At 72.1% G+C, this 25,170-nt stretch carries 6 protein-coding genes; all 6 read left to right on the top strand.

Annotated elements, in window-relative coordinates; all coding sequences use genetic code 11:
* The first annotated feature begins 22 nt into the window (after positions 1-22).
* Positions 23-385, top strand: coding sequence for a hypothetical protein (locus tag ACPC54_RS30855; RefSeq protein WP_350882227.1), 363 nt, complete (start codon positions 23-25; stop codon positions 383-385).
* Positions 386-512: 127 nt separating this feature from the next.
* Complete coding sequence (locus ACPC54_RS30850) at positions 513-635, top strand: hypothetical protein (RefSeq protein WP_498969520.1); 123 nt, start codon at positions 513-515, stop codon at positions 633-635.
* Positions 636-841: 206 nt separating this feature from the next.
* Positions 842-3,148 (top strand): phage portal protein, encoded by a 2,307-nt coding sequence (locus ACPC54_RS30845; RefSeq protein ID WP_498969518.1) that lies wholly within the window; start codon positions 842-844, stop codon positions 3,146-3,148.
* On the top strand, positions 3,138-3,350 hold the full coding sequence (locus tag ACPC54_RS30840; RefSeq protein WP_350882233.1) for a hypothetical protein: 213 nt from the start codon (positions 3,138-3,140) through the stop codon (positions 3,348-3,350). The genes ACPC54_RS30845 and ACPC54_RS30840 overlap by 11 nt, the downstream gene beginning before the upstream one ends.
* Positions 3,351-3,522: 172 nt before the next feature.
* The gene (locus ACPC54_RS30835) at positions 3,523-24,741 is read left to right on the top strand and encodes a helicase-like domain-containing protein (RefSeq protein ID WP_498969516.1); all 21,219 of its coding nucleotides are present in this window, start codon (positions 3,523-3,525) and stop codon (positions 24,739-24,741) included.
* The gene (locus ACPC54_RS30830) at positions 24,738-25,052 is read left to right on the top strand and encodes a hypothetical protein (RefSeq protein ID WP_498969514.1); all 315 of its coding nucleotides are present in this window, start codon (positions 24,738-24,740) and stop codon (positions 25,050-25,052) included. The genes ACPC54_RS30835 and ACPC54_RS30830 overlap by 4 nt, the downstream gene beginning before the upstream one ends.
* Positions 25,053-25,170 lie beyond the last annotated feature (118 nt).

Genomic DNA, 25,170 nt, shown 5'->3' with positions numbered 1-25,170 from the left:
GACCGACGATCGAGGGGAAGCTGTGGGCACGTCCGACTCCACGAAAAACACGAATCCGGCCGACCACGAGTGGGTGGTGGCCGCCGAGCTGCCGGTATCGGAGGACGTCGCGCGGTATGCCGACTTCCGGGGGAGCTTCCTCGCCAGGGCTCAGCAGCGGGTGACCGCGCTGGAGGTGTACTGCAAGGGGTGCCGGCGGCCGTACGAGGACGTGGCCGATGAGGAGTGCGTCGCTCTGATCGACAACCGGCACCTGATCGGTGGGGATCAGCGGGTGCGGGCGAAGCGGCTGCCGACGCCGCCGGCTCCGGTTGGCGCTCGGCTCATCCCGGGGCACACGTACAGCCGTCGCGGTGTCGAGGCGTACGTGGCCCGGGTGGTGTGAGGGCGCGACGCAAGCAGCACGGGTGCCTACGGTCCGCCGGGTGACGACTCCTTCGGCCCCACAGCCTTCTTCGCCCTCGCCAACGCCGCCGGGGTACCCACCTCGGGAGCTTGTCGGGCTGCTCCTGGTGGTCGTCGGCACGATGGCCTTCACCGCGGTGGCGTTCGTGGTGCACCCGTTGTGCGGGTGGGCCGTGATCTCGGCGCTGACGGTGGTGGCCGGGCTGTGGCTGGCCAGTGAGGATGCCTGATGAGGCGCCGGATCGCTCCGGGGCTGCGCCGTCTGGTTGGCCGCCCGGCCCAGCCAGCGGCGTTGGAGTCGAAGGGCTGGAACGGGTCGTGGGCGTCGCTGCCCGGGATCACCGCCGAGTACGGCACGGAGGGCCGGGCGGACGGCTGGGACTTGGAGCGGGTCGTCACCGAGGGGTACGAGCAGGGCGTCTGGGTCTTCAAGGCCGTGGAGACCATCGCCGGGCACCAGGCGCGCCGGCCGTTCTCGATCGGCCGGGGGGAGAAGCCGGGCGAGCACAGCGAGGTCATGAGCGACCACCCGCTCTACCGGGTGCTGAACGGCAGGGCGAATCCGCTGGAGACTGGCCGGGTCTTCCGAAAGCGGCTCAGCGCCCAGGTACTGCTGTCGAAGCGGGGCGCCTTCGTCGAGGTCACGAAGTCTCGGCTGGGGACGATCACCCGCCTCGATCTTCTTCCGCCGGATCGGGTGCGGCCCGTACCGGACCCGAGCGGCGACTACATCTCGCACTTCGAGCTGACGACCCGAGCAGGGCGGCTGCGCGAGCTCGCCCCGGAGCGCGTGCGCTGGGTGAGGGAGCCGCACCCCACCGACCCGTTCTCGGGGATTACCCCGCTTGAGGCCGCCGGCATCAGCGTCGACCTGGACCACCTAGCCCGGCTCTACAACGTCACCTTCCTGCGCCGAGATGGTCGCCCGGGCGGGATCGTGGGCGTCGACTTGAAGGGCGCGACCGAGCGCCAGCTGGATCGGATCGAAGCCCGCTTCTCGCCCGGTGTCGACCACGCCGGTCAGCTCGCGGTCATCGGCACCGGCCCCGGCGGAGTGCAGTTCATCGACACCTCCGCCAAGCCGCGCGACATGGCGTACAAGGAGCTGGCGGGCACCAGCAAGGACGAGATCCTGGCCGCCTTCGGTGTCTCGGAGGCCATGTTCGGCAACAGCGCCGGCAAGACCTACGCCAACGCCGAGCAGGACGAGTTCACCTTCTGGACGATCACCGAGATTCCCCACCTGGACTTGATCGCCTCGGCGTTCCTGCCGGACCTCGACATCGACGAGGGATGGCAGCCGTTCATCGACACCTCCGATGTGGAGGTGCTGAATCTTCCCCGCCGGGAGCGGTTGAAGATCCTGCGGGAGGAGTGGACAGCCGGGCTGATCTCCGCGGACGAGTACCGCGAGGCGGCCGGCCGGGCCGCGGTCGACAATGCCCAGACGAGGGCGTTGTGGTTCAGCCCGCAGAAGGCTCCGGTGCCGACTCGTCCGGAGGACGCTGCGGTGCTCGGCATCGGCGGCGGTCAGGCTCCGGGCGAGCCGTCCGCCTTGCCCGGCGGTGCCGCGCAGACGAACGGCCAGCCTCCCGAGCAACAGGGCGGGGCAGCCGCAGCCGCCGCCGAGCAAGCACGTGGTGCCGTTGGCCAGCATGGTGGTAACGCTGCTACCGCTGTCGAGGCCGCGCGCGGCCCGGCACCGTCCGCCACGCCGGGCGACGCCGCAGCGGCCGTGTCTCAGGCTCGGGAGGTGGCCGGGATCAGCGCGCCCGGCGGGGCCCGAGCCGCCGTCGAGCAGGCCCAAGGCGCAACCGAGCAGCAGCGGGTGGCCGGTCCGGCTGCGGCGGCGGTGGCCGCCGCGCAGGAGACGAAGGCGCTCCAGGGCTCGGACGGCGCGCCCGACGTGGCGGGCTGGGAGGTCCCGGAGTCGGAAGCCGAGCGGCTGCGCGCAGCCGCCAGCGCGGCCCTGGATGCGCTGCTCGCACGTCAGGCCGAGGTCGTCGCGGCCCGATTGCGGTCCCCCAAGGTCCGCGGCCGGACCAGGTACTGGCAGCCCGGTCCGTACGAGGTCGACAGCCGTTCCGGCGAGGCTCCCATCGATGCGGCGAAGGTCGTCGTCCCGGAGCGGTGGGTGGAGGAGACCGTCTCCGCGTTGGAGCCCCTCGTCGCCTTGGCAGTACAGGCGACCGCCGCAGAGTGCATCGCCGCGCTCACCGGCGAGCCCGCGAGCCCGGCGGTCCTCCGCTCGGCTTCCGGCGGGCTTCACGCCGCTGCGCTGGACGCCGTGACGCTAGGTGCGGCCGCTGTCCGGGCGTTCCTCACAGATGTCGCGGACGCGATCACCACGGTGCAGGAGGACCACCCGGGCCTGACCCTGGAGCAGTTGGTCGGCCACGTCCGGGAGGTGTTCGGCAGGTCCGCCCGCCCGCTGTCCGATGGCGCCGCTCATGCCATCGCGGCGGCCGCAGTCAACGGCGCGGCCGAGGCGTCCGCCGCTGCGTGCGGGCCGCAAGTCGTCCGCGCGTGGATCAGCCGTGGGGACGAGAGGGTGCGACCGGCGCACCAGGAGCTGGACGGCCAGACCTTGCCGGTGCTGGAGCCGTTTGTCGCGGCCGGCTACCCGCTTCGGTACCCGGGCGATCCGATCGCCCCGCCGGAGCTGATCCGCAACTGCCGCTGCCGGCTCCGCTACCGGGCCGAGCCGCTGCTCGTCGATGAGGGAGCCGATGATGTCCGCTGATCTGCTGTGGGGTCTGCTGCTTGGGGCCGGAGCCATCGCCGAGGCGTACGGGCTGTGGAGCCGGAAGGAAGGCGACACCCTTTCCGAGCGCACCCGAGCCTGGTTCCGCGTTCGGACGAAGCCCGGCCGGGCCGTGTTCACCGTGGCCTGGTGCGGCTTCTCGGCATGGTTCCTGATTCACATCCTCACCGAATCGATGTGAGCCAGGTCCGCAGTCGAATTTCGTGCCACATGTGGCACGGTTTTCGCGGCGAGGCAGCGGCCCAGCTTTTTTGTGCCACATGTGGCACAGAATCGGCGGCGGGCGCTGTCCCGCTGGTCGTGTCGCAGCGAGGGCGCGACGTTAGCGTTCCCGGGTGTGCATGGTCCGCCGCATGCCGCACGACGAGAACCGCACCGCTCCCGCCGGCCTTGAGGTCAAGGTCACCCGCCGGCCCTGGAATCCCGCTCTGCACCCGCGCGACAGCAAGGGGCGGTTCGTGGAGACGGGCGGCATCGCCCGACTGTGGGGCGGCGGTCTGGCCCGAGTACTGCGGGCGCTGGCTGGCGACAAGGTGCTCGTCGAACGGCTGGACAGCGGCGAGCGGGAGAAGCTCTACGCGAACCGGCTGACGATGGTGTCCCGTCCGGACGGCAGTGCGCCGACCGCGAGTGAGGACAAGGTCCTGGCGGAGGACGCCAAGCGCGAGGTTCAGGCGTCGACGGGTGGCCGCGGCGACGGCATCACGAAGCCGGACGCAGGCGACCCCCGGGTGCAGGTGAAGCCACACGACAAGGGCGACGACGAGCAGCACATCCCGGACGAGAAGCCGACCGTCACGAGCACGGTGGAGTCGTGGCGGCGCGGCGATGTCCGCCCGCTGGCGGCCGACGCCGAGCAGCCGCAGGACGCCCGGGTGCGCGCGGAGGCTGCCCGCGAGCGCGCGGGCGCGATCTCGTCGGCGCAGCTGACAGAGTCCGGCCGGCACATGGTGGGCCGGGAGGACGGTCAGTGGCGGGTCTACGAGGCCGCGACCGGGCGTGTGCACGAGCGTCAGCACGGCAGCAAGCGGGAGGCCCTGCGGGCTGCTGAGGACCTCGAGTCCGGTCCGATCCACAAGCAGGAGGGCTGGCAGTCCTACACCCGGGAGGAGCTGGAGCGGGCGGCGGAGAAGGCCGGCCCGCCGAAGGGCCCGGCGCGGGAGCAGCCGGGGCACCGGCGGGCGGCGGCTCGGGAGATCAAGCCGGGCGAGTTCGTGGTGGCCGGCAACCCGAACGCGGACGGTGGCTGGTACACCCGGCGGGTCCTGGATGTGAAGCGGGACGGCGACAAGACGACGCTGACGTGGGAGGGCCACGGCGGACGGAAGGAGACGCTGGCCGTCGTCAACGGCGGCGCTGCGGACGGGTTCGAACTGGTCGGTCACCCGTACTCGCACGAGCGGTGGGAACGGGATCACGGCAGCAAGGTGCCGTCCGCGCGGATCGAGGCGGAGGCCCGTGCTCGGCACCGGCAGGCCGCCACACCGGAGGCGCAGGGTTCCGGGCACGACGGCGCTGACGCCCAGGCCGACATACCAGAGAGGGGGCGGCGCCGCGACGGCCACGACGACAGCGGAGACCAGGAGCAGGACGCCTCGGAGCAGCACGGACCACGGAGTGGTGGGTGGCTGCCGGCCGGGCAGGCTGCGCCGCGCCGGTTCCGCACCGTCCGCGACGTGCGCTACCACTGGGACGACGGGTCCGACCCGACGAGCGCCGACAGCGCCCAGGCCGACAAGGACCGGCAGAGCGCCTTCAAGGTCGTGCAGCTGACCAGCAACGAGCAGCTGTCGACCAACGGCCGGTTCATGGTCACGCGCACGCCCAAGGGCAAGTACGTGGTGCACCACTCGGGCACCGGCATCCTGATCCAGAGTCGCTACGGGGACGGCAGCGGCAACAAGCGGAGCCTGTTCTCGACGAAGCGCGAGGCCCTGCTGGTGGCGAACGCCGCCGAGCAGGTCCGCAACGATCGCGGTGAGCTGTTCGACTGGGATGCGCCTCATCTGCGGGACCGGCTGGACGGCACGGAGTTCGTCGACGCCTTCGACCGCGCGATCAAGGACGCCCGCGAGCTGGAGAATGACGAGGGCCGCGGTGCGGCCGTCAGGAATCGAGGAGGGGACCAGAGTGAACCCGTACGGGCAGATCGCGAAGGCGTACTGGCAGACGTACCGGCCGGCGGCGACGGCGGAGATGGGGCCGGACGCGACGGCGTTCTTCGAGCGGATCGGCGAGGAGGTGGAGACGCAGATCGGGGAGACCTGGGAGGACATCTTCGACGATCTGGAGCCGACCGACGAGACGGCGGATCGGATCGGGCTGGTGAACATGGCGAGGATGCGGGCTCGGGAGGGGGCGCTGCACGAGCTGATCTACAGCGTGCCGAAGGAGGTCGGGACGGAGGATCTGGACATGCCGAGGGTGTCGCTGCCGCCGATCGCGGTCGTGTAGTCCTCGGGTCGCCTGAGGAGGAGGAGAACGCTCCGACTTGGCGGCCGCCGGCGGACGGCCGGAGTCTGGTTCCGTCCACGGTGCCCGCTCGGGTGAAGGCGAACATCGAGGCGGTCCGCGTCCTGCGGCGTCTGGAGGCCGAGCAGCGGCCGGGGACGCCGCAGGAGCAGGCCGTGCTGGCGCGCTGGTCCGGGTGGGGTGCGACCCCGCAGGTGTTCGTGGACTCGCCGTCTGGGGAGTTCGCGCCGCTGGCGCGGGAGCTGCGTTCGCTGCTGTCCGACGAGGACTGGGAGCGCGCGGCCGACAGCACGATGAACGCGCACTACACCGACCCGCAGATCGTGCAGTCGGTCTGGGGGGCGCTGCGCGACCTCGGGTTCGACGGCGGGGAGGTCCTGGAGCCGGGTGCCGGGTCGGGGAACTTCATCGGGAACGCGCCCGAGGGCGCGCACGTGACCGGTGTCGAGGTGGACCCGATCACCGCCGGCATCGCGAAGGCTCTGTACCCGCATGCGGAGATCCGCGCGGAGGGCTTCGAGAAGACCCACCTGCCGGACGGCACCTTCGACGCGACCGTGGGCAACGTCCCGTTCGGCGCGTACGAGGTCGTGGACCTGCGGCACAACAAGGGCAACCACCGCATCCACAACGCGTTCATCCTCAAGTCGCTGGACCTGACCCGCCCGGGCGGCATCGTCGCCGTGGTCACCTCCCGGTACACGATGGACGGCAGCTCGGTGCGGGCCGAGGACGCGCGCATGGAGATGGCGCGCAAGGCCGATCTGCTCGGCGCGATCCGCCTGCCGTCCGGCACGCACCGGCGCACCGCCGGCACGGACGTCGTCACGGACCTTCTGATCTTCCGGCGCCGTGACGGTGAGAAGGAGTTCACGACCGGCCGGGACCGAAAGCGGGCGATCAAGCCGCTGGAGGAGCGCGGCCCCAGCGACCCCCCAATGTGGGTGCACTCCGCGCCCGCCGAGGGGCTGCCCGGCCAGGACCCGGAGGAGCCGGTTACGTCGAAGGACCGGGTCTTCCTCAACCCGTACTTCGCCGACAACCCGGACCGGGTCCTCGGGCAGATGGCGATCGGCCACGGCCTGAACCGGGCGAACGACCTGCGGGTGGACGGAGACGGCCACCTCGCCCCGGCGCTGGAGCGGGCGCTCAAGGACGTCGTCGACCAGGCGAAGGCCGATGGCCTGGCGTACCGGAAGGACAGTGCCGAGCGGCGCAAGCCGCGGCTGCTGGAGCCCGGCTCGAACCGGGTGGACGGGCACGTGCAGGTCGAAGAGGACGGCACGCTGACTCAGGTCCGGGACGGTCAGGTCCATCCGTTCGACGTGCCGAAGAGCCAGGCGGAGGAGGCCAAGGCCCTCCTGGGGCTGCGTGACGCCCTCAAGGCGCTGGTCGCCGCCGAGAACGCTCCGGAGAACGACGAGCCGCTGATCGAGCGGCTGCGTACGGGCCTCAAGGCCCGCTACGACGCGTACCACCAGCAGCACGGGGCGATCAACAGGTTCGAGTGGAAGGTCCGCAAGGCCACCGACCCGGAGACCGGCGAGCAGATCGACAAGGCGGTCCGTCACCGGCCGCCGCGCGGTGGCCTGTTCACCAAGGACCCGACGATGTCGATCGTCAAGGCGCTGGACTCCTTCGACGCCGAGAACGGCACCAGCAGCCCCGCGTCGATCTTCACCCGCCGCGCGGGCCGGCACCGGACTCTGCCGGAGACGGCGGACTCCCCGCAGGACGCCGCCGTGCTGGTGCACGAGCGAATAGGTCACCTGGACCTGGACGAGCTCGCGAAGGTCATGCGGACCACGCCGGACGAGGCGCGGGCTCGGCTGCTGGCGGCCCGCTCCGTTGACCCGGTCACCGGCGAGGAGATGCCGCTCGTCTTCGAGCTGCCCGGCGACGGCGACCTGGAGATGGCCGCCGACTACCTGTCGGGCAACGTCCGGGCCAAGCTCAACGAAGCCAACGACCGGGCCGGCACCGACCCGCGGTTCCGGGTCAACGTCGAGCACCTGGAGCAGGTGCTGCCGCCGGACATCCCCGCCGGTGAGATCGACGCTCCGCTTGGCGCCTCATGGCTCGGCGCCAAGCCCGTACAGGCGTTTCTCAACGAGCTGATGCCCGAACCGGTCAAGGTCGAGTACCAGGGCGGCTCGCTGTGGAAGGTCGAAGCGAACAACCGGGTCAAGGGCTCGACCGCAGCCCGGACCACGTGGGGCACCGAGGACTACCCCGCCACCACGCTGGTCGAAGCGATCCTCACCAACCGCAAGATCCAGGTCCGCCGGCGCAACGAGGACGGCTCCAGCTACGTCGACACCGACGCGACCGACCTCGCCCAGGCGAAGGCCGAAGAACTCGCCGAGCGGTTCCAGGACTGGCTGTGGGAGGACCCCAAGCGGGCGGCCGAGATCAAGAAGGTCTACAACGACACCCACAACAACCTCGCGCTGCGCTCCTACGACGGCCAGCGGCGCACCATGCCGGGCCTGGCGGAGAACTTCAAGCCGCACGACCACCAGCACGCCGCGGTCGCCCGGATGGTCAACGAGCCGGCCGTGCTGCTCGCCCACGAGGTCGGCGCCGGCAAGACCGCCGAGATGGCCATGGGCGTCATGGAGCTGCGGCGTCTGGGCCTGGCCAGCAAGCCGGTCATCGTCGTGCCCGGGCACATGCTGCAGCAGTTCCACGACGAGTTCCTGGAGCTGTACCCGGACGCGAAGCTGCTCGCGGCCGGCTCGGACGACCTGACCGGGCGTAAGCGCCGGGAGTTCATCGCCCGTGTCGCGACCACCGACGCCGACGCGGTGATCCTCACGCAGCGGGCCTTCGAGTCGATCGACATGCGCCCCGAGGCGCAGCTCGCCTACATCGAGCGGGAGAAGGCTTCCCTCAAGCGGGCCCTGGCCCGGGCGAAGGGCGAACGCAACGTCTCGGAAGCGGACCGGCCGGCGGGCGGCCGCGAGACGCGGATGGTCAAGGAGATCCGCAAGAGGCTCAAGAACCTCGAAGCGAAGATCGAGAAGAAGACCTCCGCGATGAAGGACAAGGCGGGCCTGTCCTTCGAGGACACCGGCATCGACTACGTCGTCGTCGACGAGGCGCACCACTACAAGAACCTCGCGACGAACAGCTCCATCCCCGGCGCCGCCATCGAGGGCTCCAACCGGGCCTCCGACCTCGACATGAAGCTCGACTACCTGCGCGGCAAGACCAAGTCGGGCCGGGTCGTCACCTTCGCCACCGCCACGCCGATCTCGAACTCGGTGACCGAGGCGCACACCATGCTGCGCTACCTGCGGCCGGACCTCCTGGAGAGGGCCCGCATCCGCGACTTCGACGAGTTCGCCTCCACCTACGGCAAGATCGTCAACGGGGTGGAGCTGGCCGCGGACGGCTCCGGGTTCCGTGAGGTGTCCCGCTTCTCGGCGTTCCGCAACATGCCGGAGCTGCTGCGGATCTGGAAGACCGTCGCGGACGTGAAGACCGCCGAGGACCTGGACCTCGACGTCCCCGAGCTGTCGACCGGCCGGGCCATCACCGTGAAGGTCGAGCCGACCGAGGCGATGCTCGCTTACCAGGAGTCCCTCGCCCGGCGCGCGGCCGCGGTGAAGAGCGGCCTGGTCGAGCCGACCGAAGACAACATGCTCAAGATCAGCTCGGACGGCCGGAAGGTCTCCCTCGATCCGCGCATGGTCGGCCTCGACGAGGCCGGGAACAAGCTGCGCACCGCCGCCGACAACATCCACCGGATCTACGAGTCCACCAAGGACACCGAGTACCCGACCAGCAAGGACGACCCGACGCCGCACCCCACCAAGGGTGGGCTGCAGATCGTGTTCTTGGACATGGGCACGCCCCAGGACCCGAACAAGAAGAAGCGCAAGGGGAAGAAGGGGGCGCCGGCCGACCTGGAGGAGCTGGACGAGAGCCCGTTCCCCGCCTACGCCGAGCTCAAGGCGCTGATCGCCGAACGCGGCATCCCCGAGGGGAAGATCCGCTTCATCCACGAGGCGAAGAACGACGCCGAGAAGGCGAGGCTCTTCGCCGATGCCCGCAACGGCAAGATTGCCGTCTTGATCGGCTCCACCACGAAGATGGGCGTCGGCACGAACGTCCAGTTGCGTGCGACCGCGTTGCACCACCTCGACTGCCCGTGGCGGCCGGCTGACCTGGAGCAGCGCAACGGCCGCATCATCCGCCAGGGCAACGTCAATCCCGAGGTGTCGATCTTCCAGTACGTCACCGAGCAGAGTTTCGACGGTTTCAGCTGGCAGACCGTCGCGCGGAAGGCGAAGTTCATCAGGCAGCTGATGAAGGGCAACCTCACCGACCGCACGGTGGAGGACATCCCGGACGGTATTTTCAACGCCGAGCAGGTCACCGCGATGGCGACCGGCAACCCCTACCTTCTGGAGCAGGCGAACGTTCGCGCGTCGCTGGGGCTGCTGACCCGCCAGCACAAGGCGTACCTGCGGGCGATCGACGGCGCCCGTGCCACCATCCATCAGACCGACGATCTGCGGGATCGCACCGCCGGCCTGGTTGCCAAGCTGCAGGCCGTCTCCGGGCGCAAGCGCGTCACCCGCGGTGACGCGTTCAACGCCACCCTAGGCGGGAAGAAGCTGACCAGCCGCAAGGAGGCGAGCGCCGAGCTTGCGCGCCTGGCTGGCGAGGTCATAGCCGAGGGCCGGCAGAGCCCGTGGAAGCAGCACGCGCAGGTGTCGCTGGGTGAGGTCGGCGGTGTCGACGTCGTGGCCAAGTTCCGGGTCGGCTATCACGCCGGCGCCCGGGTCTACGTCGCCGACATCTCCATGCCGGACGTGCCGGGAAGCCGCCGCTCGTACACCCAGGACATGCTGGACGCGCAGTCGCTGACCCCGATCACCCGCCTTGAGGACTCCCTCGCCGGCACGGAGGCGAACATCGAGGCCGCCGAGAGCTACCTGCGGCAGGAGGAGCGGAACGCGGCCGTCGCCACCGAGCGGTTGAAGAAGCCGTTCGAGAAGGCCGACGAGCTGGAGACCGCGCAGCAGCGCTCCCGTCTGGTGAACGCGATCATCAGCGCCCAGTCCAAGCCGCTCAGCAGCGACGCCAACGAGCGTGCTGCACAACGCCGCCGGATCGACGCGTTGGAGCAGCAGCTTCGGGACGCCCGAATCCGGGCTGGCGAGCGCCCGGAGGAGGCCGACGATCCGGCCGCGGTGCAGGACGTGGACGTCATGCCGCGTACTCCGGCGCCGCCGGTGGTCTCCACCGACGTGAACGGCCGGACCACCGTCTCGTGGCCGGACCGCGAGGCGACGAAGGCACGGCGCGAGCTGGCGAAGCGGGAGCGGGCGCAGCAGGCCGCCGAGAAGCGGGCCGCCGGCCGTCCCGGGGAGGACGCTCCGGAGGAGCTGACTCCGCAGAGCGTGCAGGCCGATCTAGCGTCGATCGCCCCTGACTCTCCGCTCCCTCGTGATGGGGAGCAGCGGGGGGCCCGTCCGGATGCTGCGCACGCGCAGGCGGCGCCCGGACCCGAGCGGCCCGCGGGAGAGCGTGAGGCGGGGGCTCGTGTCCCCGAGGGGGCCGAGCGGGCTCCGGAGAGCAGCGCGGCCCCGGCGGGCCGGGACGAGCGAGCGCATCCGTCGACCTTGACGGACGAGCAGATCGCCGACGAGATGGCGTCGCTGGAGCCGGATCTCCTCGGGGACGGCGAGGTCGGCTCCGAGGACGTCGCGCGGCACTCGGTGCTGTCCACCGAGCAGGCCCGCCGCCGTGAGAGGGCGAAGGCGGATGCGCCGGCCGGCCCGGGCGGCAGCTGGCAGGAGATGCAGGCCGAGCAGGCCGGCGGCGAGGACGCCGGGCTGTTCGGCGCCGCCGACGTGCGGGCAGCACAGCCGACTCAGCAGGTGGCCGACGAGTTCGGCACGCCGGACATGTTCGCCGACGCCGAAGGCGCTACCGACCGGCTTAGGGCCTCCCGTCTGCGCCGGGGCGACCGGTACGTCGCCGACGACGGCACGGTGGCGGAGATCGCCGACGAGCCCGAGCAGCTCGGCAAGAACGGCACCGGCGGGGTGCGGGTGCGTACCACCGATGGCCGAACCCTGATGCACCGGCCCGAGCACACGTTCCGCCGCGCTGACGGCGCCACCCCGTCCGGGCAGCGCCCTGCCGGCGTGGCCGAGAGGAGCAACGGCGGCAAGACGCCCGAGCCGCAAGCGACAGCGCAGGCTGCGCCCGATGCGAACGTCCCGAGCGTCCCTGAGAACGGTGACGTCAACGACGCGCCGAAGACCGGCGGCCCGGACGCTCAGCCGGAGCCCGCGGCCGCCGAGGACGGCCAGGTGCGCCGGTACGAGATCGGCGATGAGATCGTCACCCCGGACGGCCCGGGCTCGTACATAAGCCCGACCGAGGACGGCCAGCACTTCGTCAACGTGCAGGGCCGCTACGCCATCCACCCCGACCATGACGTTCACCGCCCGGGCGAGCAGCCGCCCGCGCAAGCAGCCAGCCTCGCGGCCGCAACCGAGGCCGCGGCCGAGGAACGGCGGGCGAAGCTCGATCAGGCATCGACTCCCGAGGGCCTGGCCGTGAACTACGGCGGCCGGCTGCACAGCCTCGACCAGGAGGCCGGGCACGGCTGGATCGCCGACGAGGACGGCAACACGATCGGCTGGGTGCGCTCGCGGCCTGACGAAAAGGGCCGCACCGCCTGGTGGGGCCAGGACGCCCGCGGCGGCGCGCCCGAGGACATGACCTGGCACGACGAGATGCCCGCGAAGGCCGGCATCCCGCCGATCCGGATGGCGACCCACGTCGCGCAGGGCATCAGCTTGGACCATCGCGGCCGGCCGGCGGGCCAGGGCGCTGCGTGGGCGACGGGGAACGTTTGGAAGGAAGTCACGCTCACCGAGGCGCAGGTGCGTGAGCTGGCTCAGCTCGCGCAGCCCGACCCCGAGGAGCCGATCGGCTGGAAGCCCGGCGTCTGGCGTCGCTACCAGATGCGCTCCGACCAGATGCGGACCCTGCGCGACGCCGCCCGAGCGGCCGCCGAGCAGGCGGACGCCACCACGGCCGCCGGACGGCGCCAGCAGAAGGTGCTGCGCAACGCGGCCGACAAGCTGGACCGCGAGGCGTACGAGACGGACCGCACGCAGGCCACCCTGCCCCGGCCGGGCGAGCCCGACCCGTTCGCTCAGCCGTACTCGCCGCCCGTCCGGGACGCCGACCCGGTCACGACCGACGCGACGGTGCCGAATGCGGAGTCTGCGGTGTCGAGCGGTACCGAGCAGCGCGTTCCGCTGGACCCCGAGCAGGTGCAGGCGGACTTGGCCTCGCTCCGTCCCGGCGAGCCGCATGCCCCGGCTGCCGGAAGCAGTGGAGAGGGGCACTCGGGGGCACCTTCGTCGCAGCACGGGGAGGGGCGGCCGATGGTCGGCGACCGGCCGGTGACGGGGATGAACCAGCAGGAGCTGGACGACGAGCTGTCGGATCTCGACGCGGCCGTGCAGGCGGCGGAGAACTCGACCGACCCGCTGGCTCTCGCATGGCGGCGTCGGGCCGAGCTGCGCCGGTGGGAGGTGCAGCGGGAGCTCAACCGCAAGACGGTCGTCGAGAAGCCGGCTGACCGTGGGGAGGAGATCGAGAGCCGGCTGGCGGGCCAGGGGCTGCGCGCCGACGAGGGCGAGGGCCGCAACGTCGAGCGGATCGAGGACATGCCGGCGGCGAAGCCCGGCTCGCCTTCGGATGCCGACTGGGAGCAGATCGACGCCGCGGCGGCGGAGCAGGAGGAGTACCCGCCGACTCCGGAGCAGACGCTGATCCACGAGGCGGTGGCCCGGCGCGGCCTGAACACCGCGGTGATGGCGCTCGCGGGCACCGGCAAGTCGTCGACGCTCAAGCAGTTGTCGCGGCGGATGCCGGGCAAGCGCATCGCCTACCTCGCGTTCAACCGGTCGGTGGCGGAGGAGGCGAAGCAGGCCAAGGCCAAGGGCGAGTACGCGGACAACGTCACCCCGCAGACCGCGAACGGCATGGCCTTCCAGGCGGTCAACAAGCGGTACCAGGACGCTGGGCGGGACCTCGGGAAGAGGTTGCCGCAGGACGGCGACGGCGGCGCGAAGCGCCAGACCGCCCAGACCGTGGCCGATCTGATGCGGGTGTACGACTGGGTGGAGTACGCGCCCGGGAAGTCGTTGAAGCCGTCGTCGGCCGCCTACCAGGCCCGCGACCTGGTCTCGCGGTGGTGCCAGTCCTCCGATGAGGAGATGGGCCCGCAGCACCTGAGCCTGCCGCCGTGGATCGAGGAGGAGCACCGCGAGGCGCTGTTCGAGGCGTTGAAGCCGATCGCGGAGCGGATGTGGGAGGACATCCTCGACCCGCACGGCAAGCTGACGTACGACCAGGACTACATCGTCAAGCAGTGGGCGCTGTCCGGGTTCAAGGTCGACACGGACGTGATCTTCTTCGACGAGGCTCAGGACGTTAACCCGGTCCTCGACGGGGTCGTGCGCGCCGCGATGAAGCAGGGCGTGCAGGTCGTCGCGGTCGGCGACTCCAACCAGTCGATCTACGGGTTCCGTGGCGCCACCGACGCGCTCGCCCGCTTCCCCGTCGACGCGCGGCTGACCCTGACCCAGTCGTTCCGCTTCGGTCCGCAGATCGCCGAGGCCGGCAACCGGTTCCTTCGGTTGTCCGGCACCGAGATGCGCCTCAAGGGCCTGCCCGGTAAGGAGTCGCGGATCACGGAGTTGGGGCCGGACGACGTCGACGCGGTGCTGTGCCGCACCAACGCCACCGCGGTGATCGAGGCGATCGACGCGCTGGACCGCGGCAAGCGGGTCGCCGTCGCGGGCGGCCTGGACGAGATCCGCAAGTTCGTCGAGGCCGCCCGGCAGCTCCAGGCCGGCGAGAAGACCAACCACAAGGACCTCGCCGACTTCGCCGCGTGGGACGACGTGGTCGAGTACGTCGAGCAGGAGTCCGAGGCGGCCGGGTCGATGCGCACCCTGGTCCAGCTGATCGAGAACGACACGGACGGCAAGCTCGACCGGCTGCTGGAGTCGGGCGGCCTGGCCTCCGACATCCGCGTCAGTGACGACGGCGAGCGGCTGTGGATCTCCGGCACCAGGTTCGGCGACCCGGACCACGAGGCGTTCACGCGCTGGTTGAAGGACCCGAAGGCCAACGGCTTCGGCAAGCTCGCCTGGGACGACCAGTCGAAGCGCTGGTACTACCAGCCCGGCACCCACACGGTGACCAACCGCAAGTCCGGCCGAAGCTGGACGGTGAAGAACCCGGCCGGCAACCGCGACACCGCGCTCGCCGCCGTGAAGGCGTACATCGAGCAGCACAGCCACGCCCCCGAGGACGGCGAGGGCGGCATCGTCGGCGAGCACCAGAACCCGGACGTGGTGATCTCCACCGCACACAAGTCGAAGGGCCTGGAGTGGCGCCGGGTCAGGATCGCCGGCGACTTCCGCGGCCCGGAGATGGACGAGTCCGGCAAGTACGACCTGACGACGATGCCCAGCGACGAGGATCTGAGGCTCTCGTACGTCGCGGTCACCCGGGCCACCGAGGCTCTCGACGCAGGGGGTCTGGGCTGGGTGTGGGAGGTGACCCGCTCGGAGGACCCAATGGAGGCGCCGGACACCGACTACCCGCGGGACTGGACGCGCGAGGACTTCACCCCCGGCGACACCGTGCTGTACGTCTCGGACGACGGCGAGCAGGTGCTCACCGGCGACGTCGTCAAGGCCGACACCGTGCTGACGGTTCGCGACCCGCAGACGGGCCGCACCTCCACGATCTCCATGCAGCAGGTGCGCAGGCGTAACGGCGATCCGCAACCGCGCGCCGACGTCGCCTCGGACGACGAGCTGCAGGCGGCGATCGACTCTGGTCGTTACACGCCGCCGGGCAGCGGGCCGGCCGTGGTGGAGCAGCACGATCCGGGCTCTGGTAGCGCGGCGGAGGACCGTTCGACCCCGGTGCCCCCCGCCGGGGATGGCGTTGATGCGCGGTCTACCGGGTCCGACGCAACGGATGCCGCGGCGACGGAGCGGTCAGCGGATGTCGACTGGGCTGATGCTCAGCGGTCGTGGGAGGAGGAATGGAGCAAGAAGCCCGAGCCGAACGCGGATTGGGTCCGGTCTGCGAAGCGAAGCCTGGCCACGAGTGCGCCGGACTCCACCGATCCGGCGTTCGCGCTCCGTCAGTCCAAGAACCCGACGATGAAGTTCAGCCCGATGGGGCACTTCTGGGTCTGGACTGAGGACGGCGGGAAGACCTGGTCGATCACCACGCGCGCCCTCGGCGAGTACGTCGGTGACCCCGAGGTGAGCAAGGTGGCCGGCACCGAGGAGGACGCCCACCGGCTCGCTCTTGCCTTCGAGTCGATCAAGGACGGCAAGGGGACGACGCTGGGGCTCTCGTGGGATATCTCCCGTCGCGCCGACGAGGTGCGGGATATCAACGGGGTGTCGTACGAACAGCGGATGCGCCAGGCTCGCACACGGTTCGACGCTGACCGGGGGACCCCGTCTGAGGCGGCTGCGGGCGAGGCACCGCAGCAGCTCGGCGAGCATGTGAAGTTGTCCCCGGAACAGGTTGATGCGGATCTTCGCTCCCTCACGGCGGAGGGCGAGCCCGCCGCCGGCTCCCAGCCGGTTCCGCCCGCGCCCGAGCGCCTGCACGAGCCGGTGGATACGGCCGCCGGGACGCTGCCGGGCCCGGGAGACACCGCCTCCTACCCGACCCAGCACGAGGGCGTCACGCTCAACCGCTTCCAGCCCGATGGCGACTTCTACGATCTGTGGCGGGACGGCCGGCTGATCAGCCGCTTGTCCAGCCACGAGGGCCGGTACTACCCGTACCACCCGTACGGGATCACGGGCCGGAAGAAGCGCCGGGGTTACAAGGGACCGTTCACGTTCGACACCCTGCAAGGGGCCATCGACCTGGCGGTGGAGAACGATCGGCTTGACGGTCCGGTGCCCACGGACGCGCCGGAGTGGCACCTCCAGGGCCTCGCGAAGTACCAGGCACGGACCTTCCCGCCGCTCGGCCGACTTGAGGGCAACGAGGAAGCGCGTCGCCTTCATGCTGCTGCCGTACGCGCGCTGACGGCGCTCGCGGAGGGCCGCAGCGACAGCGGGAGCGTGCCCGAGGACCTGCGTACGATCCGCGACGCTGATCGGGAGCTGGCTCGCCTGCATGGCGGTCCGGACAATCCCTTCGGGCAGAGCCAGTTCGCCTCTGTCTTCGCGGCGATGCGGCCCGAGGACCGGTACCACCGTGCTTCCGGCGAGCCGAGCCCGCAGGACATCGAACGTGAGCAGCGGGAGTTCGCCCAGTTCGTCGCGGAGGAGCAGGCACATGTCCGTGGCGCGGACGCGCCGGAGCAGTCCTCTCCTTCGACCGAGCACCAGGACGACGCCCGCGGCGGGCTCTCCGGCGTGCCGGAGAGCGTGGCCGCTTCGCAGCAGGAGGGACCGGAGGACCTCAAGCAGTCCGGCCCCGGCGACCGCCCGCCCATCCCGTACTACGACTACAACTACGGTCGTCTCGACACCGGGAAGCTGCAGCGTGTTGCCCGGGCGATGCGGGACTGGCTGCGCGAGCACGGCTCCGAGCGGCCCGATGACGCCGAGTCCAACGAGACCCGCTGGAACCTCGGGAAGGTCGAGGAGTTCCTGTCCCGGCGGCGCGACGGCAACGTGCCCGAGGACGAGTCCTGGGTCGTTCCGCTCATGCCTGCGGATGTTCCGCCTGCTCCGGAGTGGCGCTGGGATCGGTCCTACACCGATGAGGAGTTGCGGCAGCTCTCTTTGGAGGCCCGGCAGTGGCTTCGCGAGCACGGTCACAAGGTGCCCGTTGAGTCGCGGAGGTACAGCGATGCCCAGGAGGCGCGCCGGATGGCGCCCTTCGAGGGGCCTCGCACTGGCGAAGCACCGGCGCCCCTGGTGGTGCCCGGGCCGAAGGACGCCTCGCCGCACCCGACCGGCTACGTCGGTGTGACCATCAACCGGACCAGTGCCAAGACCGATCGCTTCGAGCTGTGGAGTGAGGGGCGCCGGATCGGCAAGGTGTCGCGCCGGGGCAAGGGCGAGACGTGGATCGCCGAGTACCCGTTCGGTGTCCGCGGTGGGATGAAGCAGGACAGCCACCACGGCAAGCCGTCCCTCTACCCGACGATCGCGGATGCCATCGCCCGTGTCATGACGGAGCGGTACGGCACTGCCCCGGACAGCCAGAGCCAGTACCTGGCTGGTCTGGCCGAGCAGCTCTACCTGGAGCTCTACAACCACGGGCAGACCAGCTTGACCCGGCAGGACAGGGAAACCGGAAAGCTCTACAGCGACCTCCAGATGGTCTTGTCGTCGCTGCGCAACGGGCAAGGCGGAAGCAATCCGGCTCGCATCCGCAAGGCGCGTGACCTGTATCGCGAGCTGGCGCGTCGGCATGAGGGACGGCCGGAGCACGCCATGTTCATGCGGGGAGACAAGCTCGGTGACGCGCTGGACGCGTTCTTCCCGGACGAACGCGCGTACCGGCGCTCGGGGACGAGGCCGGAGGAAGCCGAGCGCGAGAAGCGTGAGACCGAGTGGCGTCGGGCCCGCATCGTGGCTGAGGTCGAAGGCGGGCCCAAGCCGCCTCGCTACGGCCCGGAGCAGGAGGACAGCGAGCACACCGCGGCCGACGCGGAGCAGCCGGTGCCGCGCAGGGCTGCCGGGCACGACGCACGCAGCGGCCGGCGCGAGGACCAGGACGCGGCGCGCCACGGGGCGGGCTCCGAGCGGGACCGCAACGCCGGGGAGCAGCTGGGCGGCGAGAACGAGGGCAACGCCGAGGAGGCGGATCGCCGCCGGCAGGAGGACCAGGAGGACGGCCGGGACAGGGCTTCGGCTGACCGGGAGAACCACCAGGGGCAGGGCGTCGACGCGGAGCGTCCGCAGCCGCGGGAGCACCGCGACCGTGAAGCGGATCACCGTGCGCTCGACGACCGAACGGCCGCCGAGCAGCGAGACGGCGAGCACGACTCCGAGCACGGCAGCGGCGAGGACGACGAGAGCGACGGCAGGGAACGTTCTCGCCGTCGTCGGCGGGATCGCCGTGGCCGTCCTGACGGGACGAACGGCGGCGGGCCGGACCTCGATGGGCTGGGGGCACCGGACGTCCCGCTGATCGGGCTGCCCCTCCCGAAGGGCTCCTCCGTGCCAGGCGGACACGAGGCTGAGGGTGAAGGTGTCCTGGCCGGACGCGGCAACCGCCCGAGCCGTTCCCGTCGTTCGGCGGGCGGGTCGGTTCGGCGGGCGGGGAAGGTGCAGCCGCCGACCGGCGTCGTGGCGAGCCACTGGAACCCGGAAGAGGGCGGGCAGGTGCCCAACGTCGTCGGCCGTCTGGCCGCGGCCGCCGGCGGGCACCCGGACGACGCCAAGGAGTGGAATGCCCTGCTGGGCGAGGCCAGCGCAGCAGCGCCGCTGGCCCAGTTCGACGCGAACGTCGAGCACTTCCTTGCCGAACACGACGGCCCGATGCGGGAGTTCCTCGCCGAGCGGGCCCGCCTGCTGCGGGCCGAAGCCGAGGCGGCCCGCCAGCGCGCAACAGCGGACTACCTGGAGCGGCTGCGCGCCGCCGACAACCCCGCCGCCGGAGAGGCCGTCTACTTCGGGTCCTACCGTGGTGACGGGCGCCGGGGCAGCCCGGGCATCATCGGCGAGGGCCGGTACTACGAGGAGCTGCGGGAGGCGTTCGCCCGCCAGCGCGCGCAGGCCCGGGCGGAGGCTGAGCAGCGGGGCCTCGACGCGGATGCAGTGGAGCGGTTCCTGCTGCACGCGGACGGCGCCGATCCCGACCAGCCCGCAGCGATCAGCGCGCACAGCGTCGAGGAGCCACTGAACGTTGCCCGACACGACGCGTTCTACGCGATGGTGGCCAACCTGCCGGAGACGGTCCGGCGCGACCGGTTCCCCGGCACGTTGGAGGAGCACGAGCGGCGCAGCGCCCTGATCGAGGCCGCGTTGCAGGGGCCTGATTCGTCTGGGCGGCAGGACCGCGCTGGTGAGCTCCCGGTGGAACCGGCCAGCGGGGCGACGGCGGCCGAGGGTGTGGGCGCCGCTGAGGAGCGGCTCGCGCGGGTTCGGGAGCGGTTCACCGGCGGCGAGGGCATCCCTGGCAGCTCGAAGAACCGGGCGTACGTAGCGCGGCTCGGCTCGAACCCGACGCTGGGGGTCTCCCCCGGCGGTGGGGTGGCGTACTGGTCGAAGGACGGCGGGCGGACTTGGGAGTTCGGCCACGCCCGTACGGGTGCCACGATCGGTTCGCGTGACGGTAGTTCGGTGGAGGGCAGCCGGGAGGACGCGGCGGCGATGGCGGCCCGCTACGAGGGGCTGGTCGACGCCGAGGGGCGGCCGTTCCCGTGGGACGTGCCGGACGCGCGGGCGGCCGGACGGGGATGGCGGGACGCTGAGGGACGCCGGATCGGCGAGGCGATGCGTGCAGTGCGCGATGAGCACGCTGCGCCTCAGGAGCGCGATGAAGTGCCCTCCGTTGCAGCCGACTTGGCCGACCTGCCGGGCGCGGAGCTTCCGACCATGGACGGCGGCGGCCAGAAGCTGCCGGACGATCTGGCAGGCGTCGACGAAGGCGTGCTGGAGGCGCACCTGGCGGTGCTGAGCGACCAGGTTGCGGCGGCCGGTGACTGGGGTAACCCGGATCTGCACCGGATCGCCGACGAGCTGGACCGGCGGGCCGCGGAGCGCGGGGACTACTGGCGGGCACTCGCCTCGCTGGCCGCGCAGGCTTCCGACGCACCCCCGGCCGACGATGTCTCTCGGGCGGCCGAGGAGGAGCTGATGGATCAGCTGGCCGGCCTGTACCCGACGAAGGAGACCCGCCGGGAGTACCTGGAGCGCGTGGAGGCGGAGCGTCAGCGGCTTCGTCACCAGTACGACAACGAGTACCGGCCGACGATCAGGTCTGCGGTCGAGGACTACACCAAGGGCTACCTGGTGCGCCGGGAGTCCGCGCAGAAGGCGCGGGCGGCGCGGGTCAAGCAGGAGGCCGAGGACGCGCGGGCGGCCGCTGAGGGGCGGCCATCGCGGCGGGTCGCGAACGGTCTGCGGATCGACGACCCGGACTACATGCTGTTCGAGGCCCCGCAGTCCGTCTTCGACAAGCACGCTTCGGACGAACTGCGCGAGTGGATCGAGTACCACAACGGCGGCGAGCGGCCGGTGTCGTTCTCCCGGTACTACCAGCAGCATCTGGCCGGTGAGCGGCAGGCCCGGGCGCAGTGGGAGGACGAGCAGGATGCCGCGCGGGCGGCCGCCGGGTCGGATGAGTCGGCTGAGCTGCCGGTGGTGAACGTTCCGGGTGACGGGTTGGAGCAGCGACCTCCCGGTGCGGACGAGCTGGCGGCCGCACGCGCCACGACGGTCGAGGCGGAGCCGGAGCAGCGGCCGTCTGCGGCCGTCCCGGCGGCCGGGCAGCGGCCTGAGGCCGAGCAGCAGGACGGTGTTGACCGCCAGAAGCGGGTGAAGGACCAGGGGGCACCCAATCCGATCGGTGGCCGGCCCGCGCAGTGGGTAGCCGTCGAGCAGCTCCGTACGGGCGACGTTGCCCGGGTCGAGGGCAGCGACGAGAACGGCAACCCGATCGGCCGCTCCGGATGGGTGCTGGGCCGACGCGAGGCGGTGATCACCCGCGGCGGCCGGACGATTCGCGGCCACGAGGTCACCGTGGGAGACGACGCAGAGGGCACGTCCGGCCGGCGCGGGGTGGTGTTCGTCGCCGCCGGTGAGCAGGCCGCCCGGGCCGACGCGCTGACAGAGCAGGGCTCCATGCTGACCGGCGCGCAGCTGGAGGCGATGACCGGCCGGTTGGACGGTGACCACCCCACCGACCGCAACGGCGTGGGGCTGTTCCCCGGCTCGCTGGTGCGCGGCCCCGGCGACAGGGAGGGCATGGTGACCGGGGTGACCGCCTCGGCGGTGTCGGTGCGCTACGACGGGCGGCGCCACGACCAGGACGCCGCCCCGGGGGACCTGGAGGTGGTCGACGGCGGCGCTGCCCGCCCGGCCGGATGGACGCCGGACGGGCAGCACATCAAGCCGGGTCAGGTCGCTGTCGACCCGGACACCCGTCAGCCGGTCGGCGTGGTGCAGACCGTGGACGGCGATGCCGTCGAGGTGGCGACACCGCAGGGCGTCGAGCTCGCCGATGGCGGGTCGTTGACCGTGGCGCGCGGCGCGCAGCCGGACGAGGCCGGGCCCGCCATCGTGGCGCTGCGGCCGGTGCCGGCCGGGGAGCTGGCCCAGGGGGACGTCGTGCTGGTGGACGACGCCGGCCGCAAGACGCCGGTGAAGGTGGTCGGCCAGCCGGTCCGCGACGGTGAGCACGTCGTCGTGGACTACGAGGAGGTCGGGACCGGAACGCGCGGGCAGCTGCGGGCCGACCGGGCGCTGCTGCTGCCGCGTGCCACCGGCGCCTCCGGGCAGCCGGCCGATCTGTCGCCGCAGGAGGCCGTCACCGGGATCGACGACACCCGGCGGGTCACCCCCGCGGGTGCCGCGCCACAGGCCGATGCCGGGATCGTCCCGGAGTTGACGCCTGCTGAGCGGGCGCGGATTCACGCCCTCGGGCTCGGTGAGGCGGACGAGCCGGAGGCCGTGGAGGCGGCCGAGCGGATCGAGGCCGGGCAGCCGGTGACCGTGGAGCAGGCCCGGGCTCTGGAGGAGGCGCTGCGTCAGCACGCCGATCCGCGCACCGGGGAGGGCCGTACGGCCGGGCGAGCGGCTGACCGGCTCGCGCGGGCCGCCGGTGCTCGGCCGCAGGAGCGGGATCGGGCGCCGGTGCGGGGGACGGCTGGGGACCTGGTGCCCGGGGACGTGGTCGCGGTGCCGCAGGGGGACGGCACGTCGACGCCGGTGGTGGTGACCGATTCCCGGCCGGGGCCGGGCGGCACCCAGTCGGTGACGGTCGAGGATGCCTACGGTCTCGCGGAGGAGGAAGTGCTGCCTGTTTCGGCTCCGGTTCACCATCTGCCGGCGCCGCAGGCGGCCGCGCCGGGGGCCGGGGCGAAGCCCGCCGAGGCTGCGCCGTCAGCTCCCTCGGGCGCGCCGGCGGCGCGGCCGAGGACCAGCGACGTCGTCGCGTCCCGCGCGCGGGACGCAGTCGACGCCGTTGTGGAGGCCGCGGTGGAGGGCGTGGTGCCGGGCACCATCCACGCGCTGCGGCAGTCCGTCGCCGAGCGGCTGGCGCCCGGCGCCCGGAGGGGTGAGCGGCACGGGGCCGCCGACGCTGCTGAGGCCCTGCGTCGTCTTGGCCTGGACGAAGCCGCGCATGCCCACGCCGAGCAGGCCGTTCGGCACGCCGCGCAGAAGGCGCGGGAGGCTGCGGTGAAGGCGGTGCTGCGCACCCTCAACGACCTGGAGCCGTTGGACGGGGAGAGCGAGGAGGAGACCGCGCAGCGCGCGGTGCGTCTGCTGCGCCGCATCCCCGAGGGCATCGACCCGACTACGTTCGCTCTGGTGGCCATGGCTCGCTCCTACCGGGCCACCGCCCGGCACGCCGGTTCTGCGCCTGGGGCTCCGCCTTCTGGCCGGGGTGAAGCGGCGGCTGCGGCCGGGCAGCGCGCCGGCGCCACGACGGCGTCGTTCGCCGGGCGCGCGGTCGGCTCCGCGCTGGCGGTGGCGGCGTCCATGCTGCGCCGCCGGCGCCTGGACCAGCAGCAGGTCGAGCAGATCGTGCAGCGCACGGTCCGGGCGATGGCCGAGGGTCAGGAACAGGCGGCGCGGGAGATCGTCGACGGCGTGCCGTCCGAGGCCCGGCCTGGGCTGTTCTCCCGGGTGATGGCCGCGCTGGTGCGCCTGGCCCGCCGGGTCGCGGTCTGGCTGCGGGAGCTGCTGCGCAAGGTCGCCACGGTGTGGCGGGGCGAGGACGGGGAGCGTCTCCAGCGGGTGCGGGAGCGGCTGGCGCGGCGGCTTCGGTGGTGGCCGGAGACGCGTGAGATCGAGGCGGACGTCGCGGCCGCCGCTGGCGAGACCGGCGGGAGCGCGGAGGCCGGCGTGGATCTGACGCCGTGGTTGGCCATGCTGCCGGCTGGGCGGTTCGGCCAGGTCGAGCGGACGGTCAGCCACTGGGGCGCGGCGAGCACCGCCGACCTTGAGGCCGGGCGGCTGCCCGAAGCTGTCGAAGAGCGGCGGTGGACGGCGGACCGGGCTGTGGACGGCGGACCGGGCCCGGAGGCGCTGCGGCATCTGGCCGCTGTTCTGGGTGCGGGCGAGGCCCTGGACGCGATGGTGACCGACCAAATGCGGCAGGTGGCACCGGAGTTGGGAAGTGATCCGCACGGACGTCTCCGGTCGGTGCACCAGTATGCGCAGACCGCGACCCAGCGCGCTGACCGGATCGCCGCCGAGGCGGCTGCCGGCAGCCGCGACGCCGAGCTGGAACTGGACAGCGCCCGGGCAGAGGCCCGGCAGGCGGTCGCGGACGAGCGGCGCGCCCAGGCGGCGTACGCGGCTGCGCTGCGCGGTACCGCCCAGCAGGCGCTCGGTCGGGTTCGGCAGCTCGGCGACGGCGGCGGCCTGCGGGCGAGCGGCGAGGGCGCCGAGCGGCTGCGCGGCCTGGAGGCGTTCCTGCCCGCCGACTGGCTGGCCGCGGCCGGCCCGCTCACCGTCAGCGCAGGTGCGCGCCGCGGCTCTTACCACCCCCAGAGCCGGCACCTGACCGTGGGTGAGAGCGACGCGACCGCCCTGCACGCCCTGGCGCACCACCTGCAGCACTCGATCCCGGAGCTGGCCGCCGCGGAGGAGGCGTACCACTGGGTGCGCACCTCCCGGGGCGAGGTCGGGGCGCGCGAGCGGGCTCCGCAGATCCGGCTGGCCCAGTGGTTCCCCGGTCGCGGGCACCACCCGCGGGCGACCGCCCGGCAGGGCGGGTGGGCGGACATGTTCACTGGCTCGGAGCCAGCGGACGGCCGGTCCTGGGAGGTGCTGCCGACCGCGCTGGAGGCGATGTTCAGCGGCTCGACGTGGTATCTGGACGACGACCTGCGCCAGTGGCTGCTCGGCGTGATGAGCACGCTGGGACGGCGGGCGTGAGCGGATCGGAGGCGAAGGTGACGTTGCGGGTGACGGGCGCGCTGCCTGGTGGGCAGGTATACGAGGTGGAGATCACCGGCCAGGCCGACCGGCCGGTGATCGGCTCCCGGCTGGTGTCCGCGATGGTGGAGGCGGCGCAGCGCGGCGGGACGTTGGTGCGGCCGTCGCCGACCGAGGCCCCGATCGTGGTGGACGGCGCGGACTCGAGGTCGGTGGTGGCGCTGCTGGAGGAACGCAGCAGCCGCATCCTGGGGGTCCACGGGGAGGTGCCAGGGCTGGAGGGGGTGCACGTCGCCGGAACGGTGTACTGACGCAGCGTAAGGCACCTGAGGGGCGCGGGCAGGACGCCACGCGCCCCCGGCCGCGGCCCGGGCCCCGATACCGGTCTGGGCCCGGCCGTAGGGTGCTCGGCATCACCGTGAAGGGAAA

Source organism: Kitasatospora sp. NPDC094028 (assembly GCF_049543595.1).
In the GTDB taxonomy this organism is placed as follows: Bacteria; Actinomycetota; Actinomycetes; order Streptomycetales; family Streptomycetaceae; genus Kitasatospora.
The sequence above is the reverse complement of the archived record's forward strand: the minus strand, read 5'-3'. Positions and strand labels throughout refer to the sequence as shown.

Bases quoted from the DNA above. Each gene is read 5' to 3' on its own strand.
- ACPC54_RS30835 (WP_498969516.1), top strand. From the start codon at position 3,523: ATGCCGCACGACGAGAACCGCACCGCTCCCGCCGGCCTTGAGGTCAAG.
- ACPC54_RS30840 (WP_350882233.1), top strand. From the start codon at position 3,138: ATGTCCGCTGATCTGCTGTGGGGTCTGCTGCTTGGGGCCGGAGCCATC.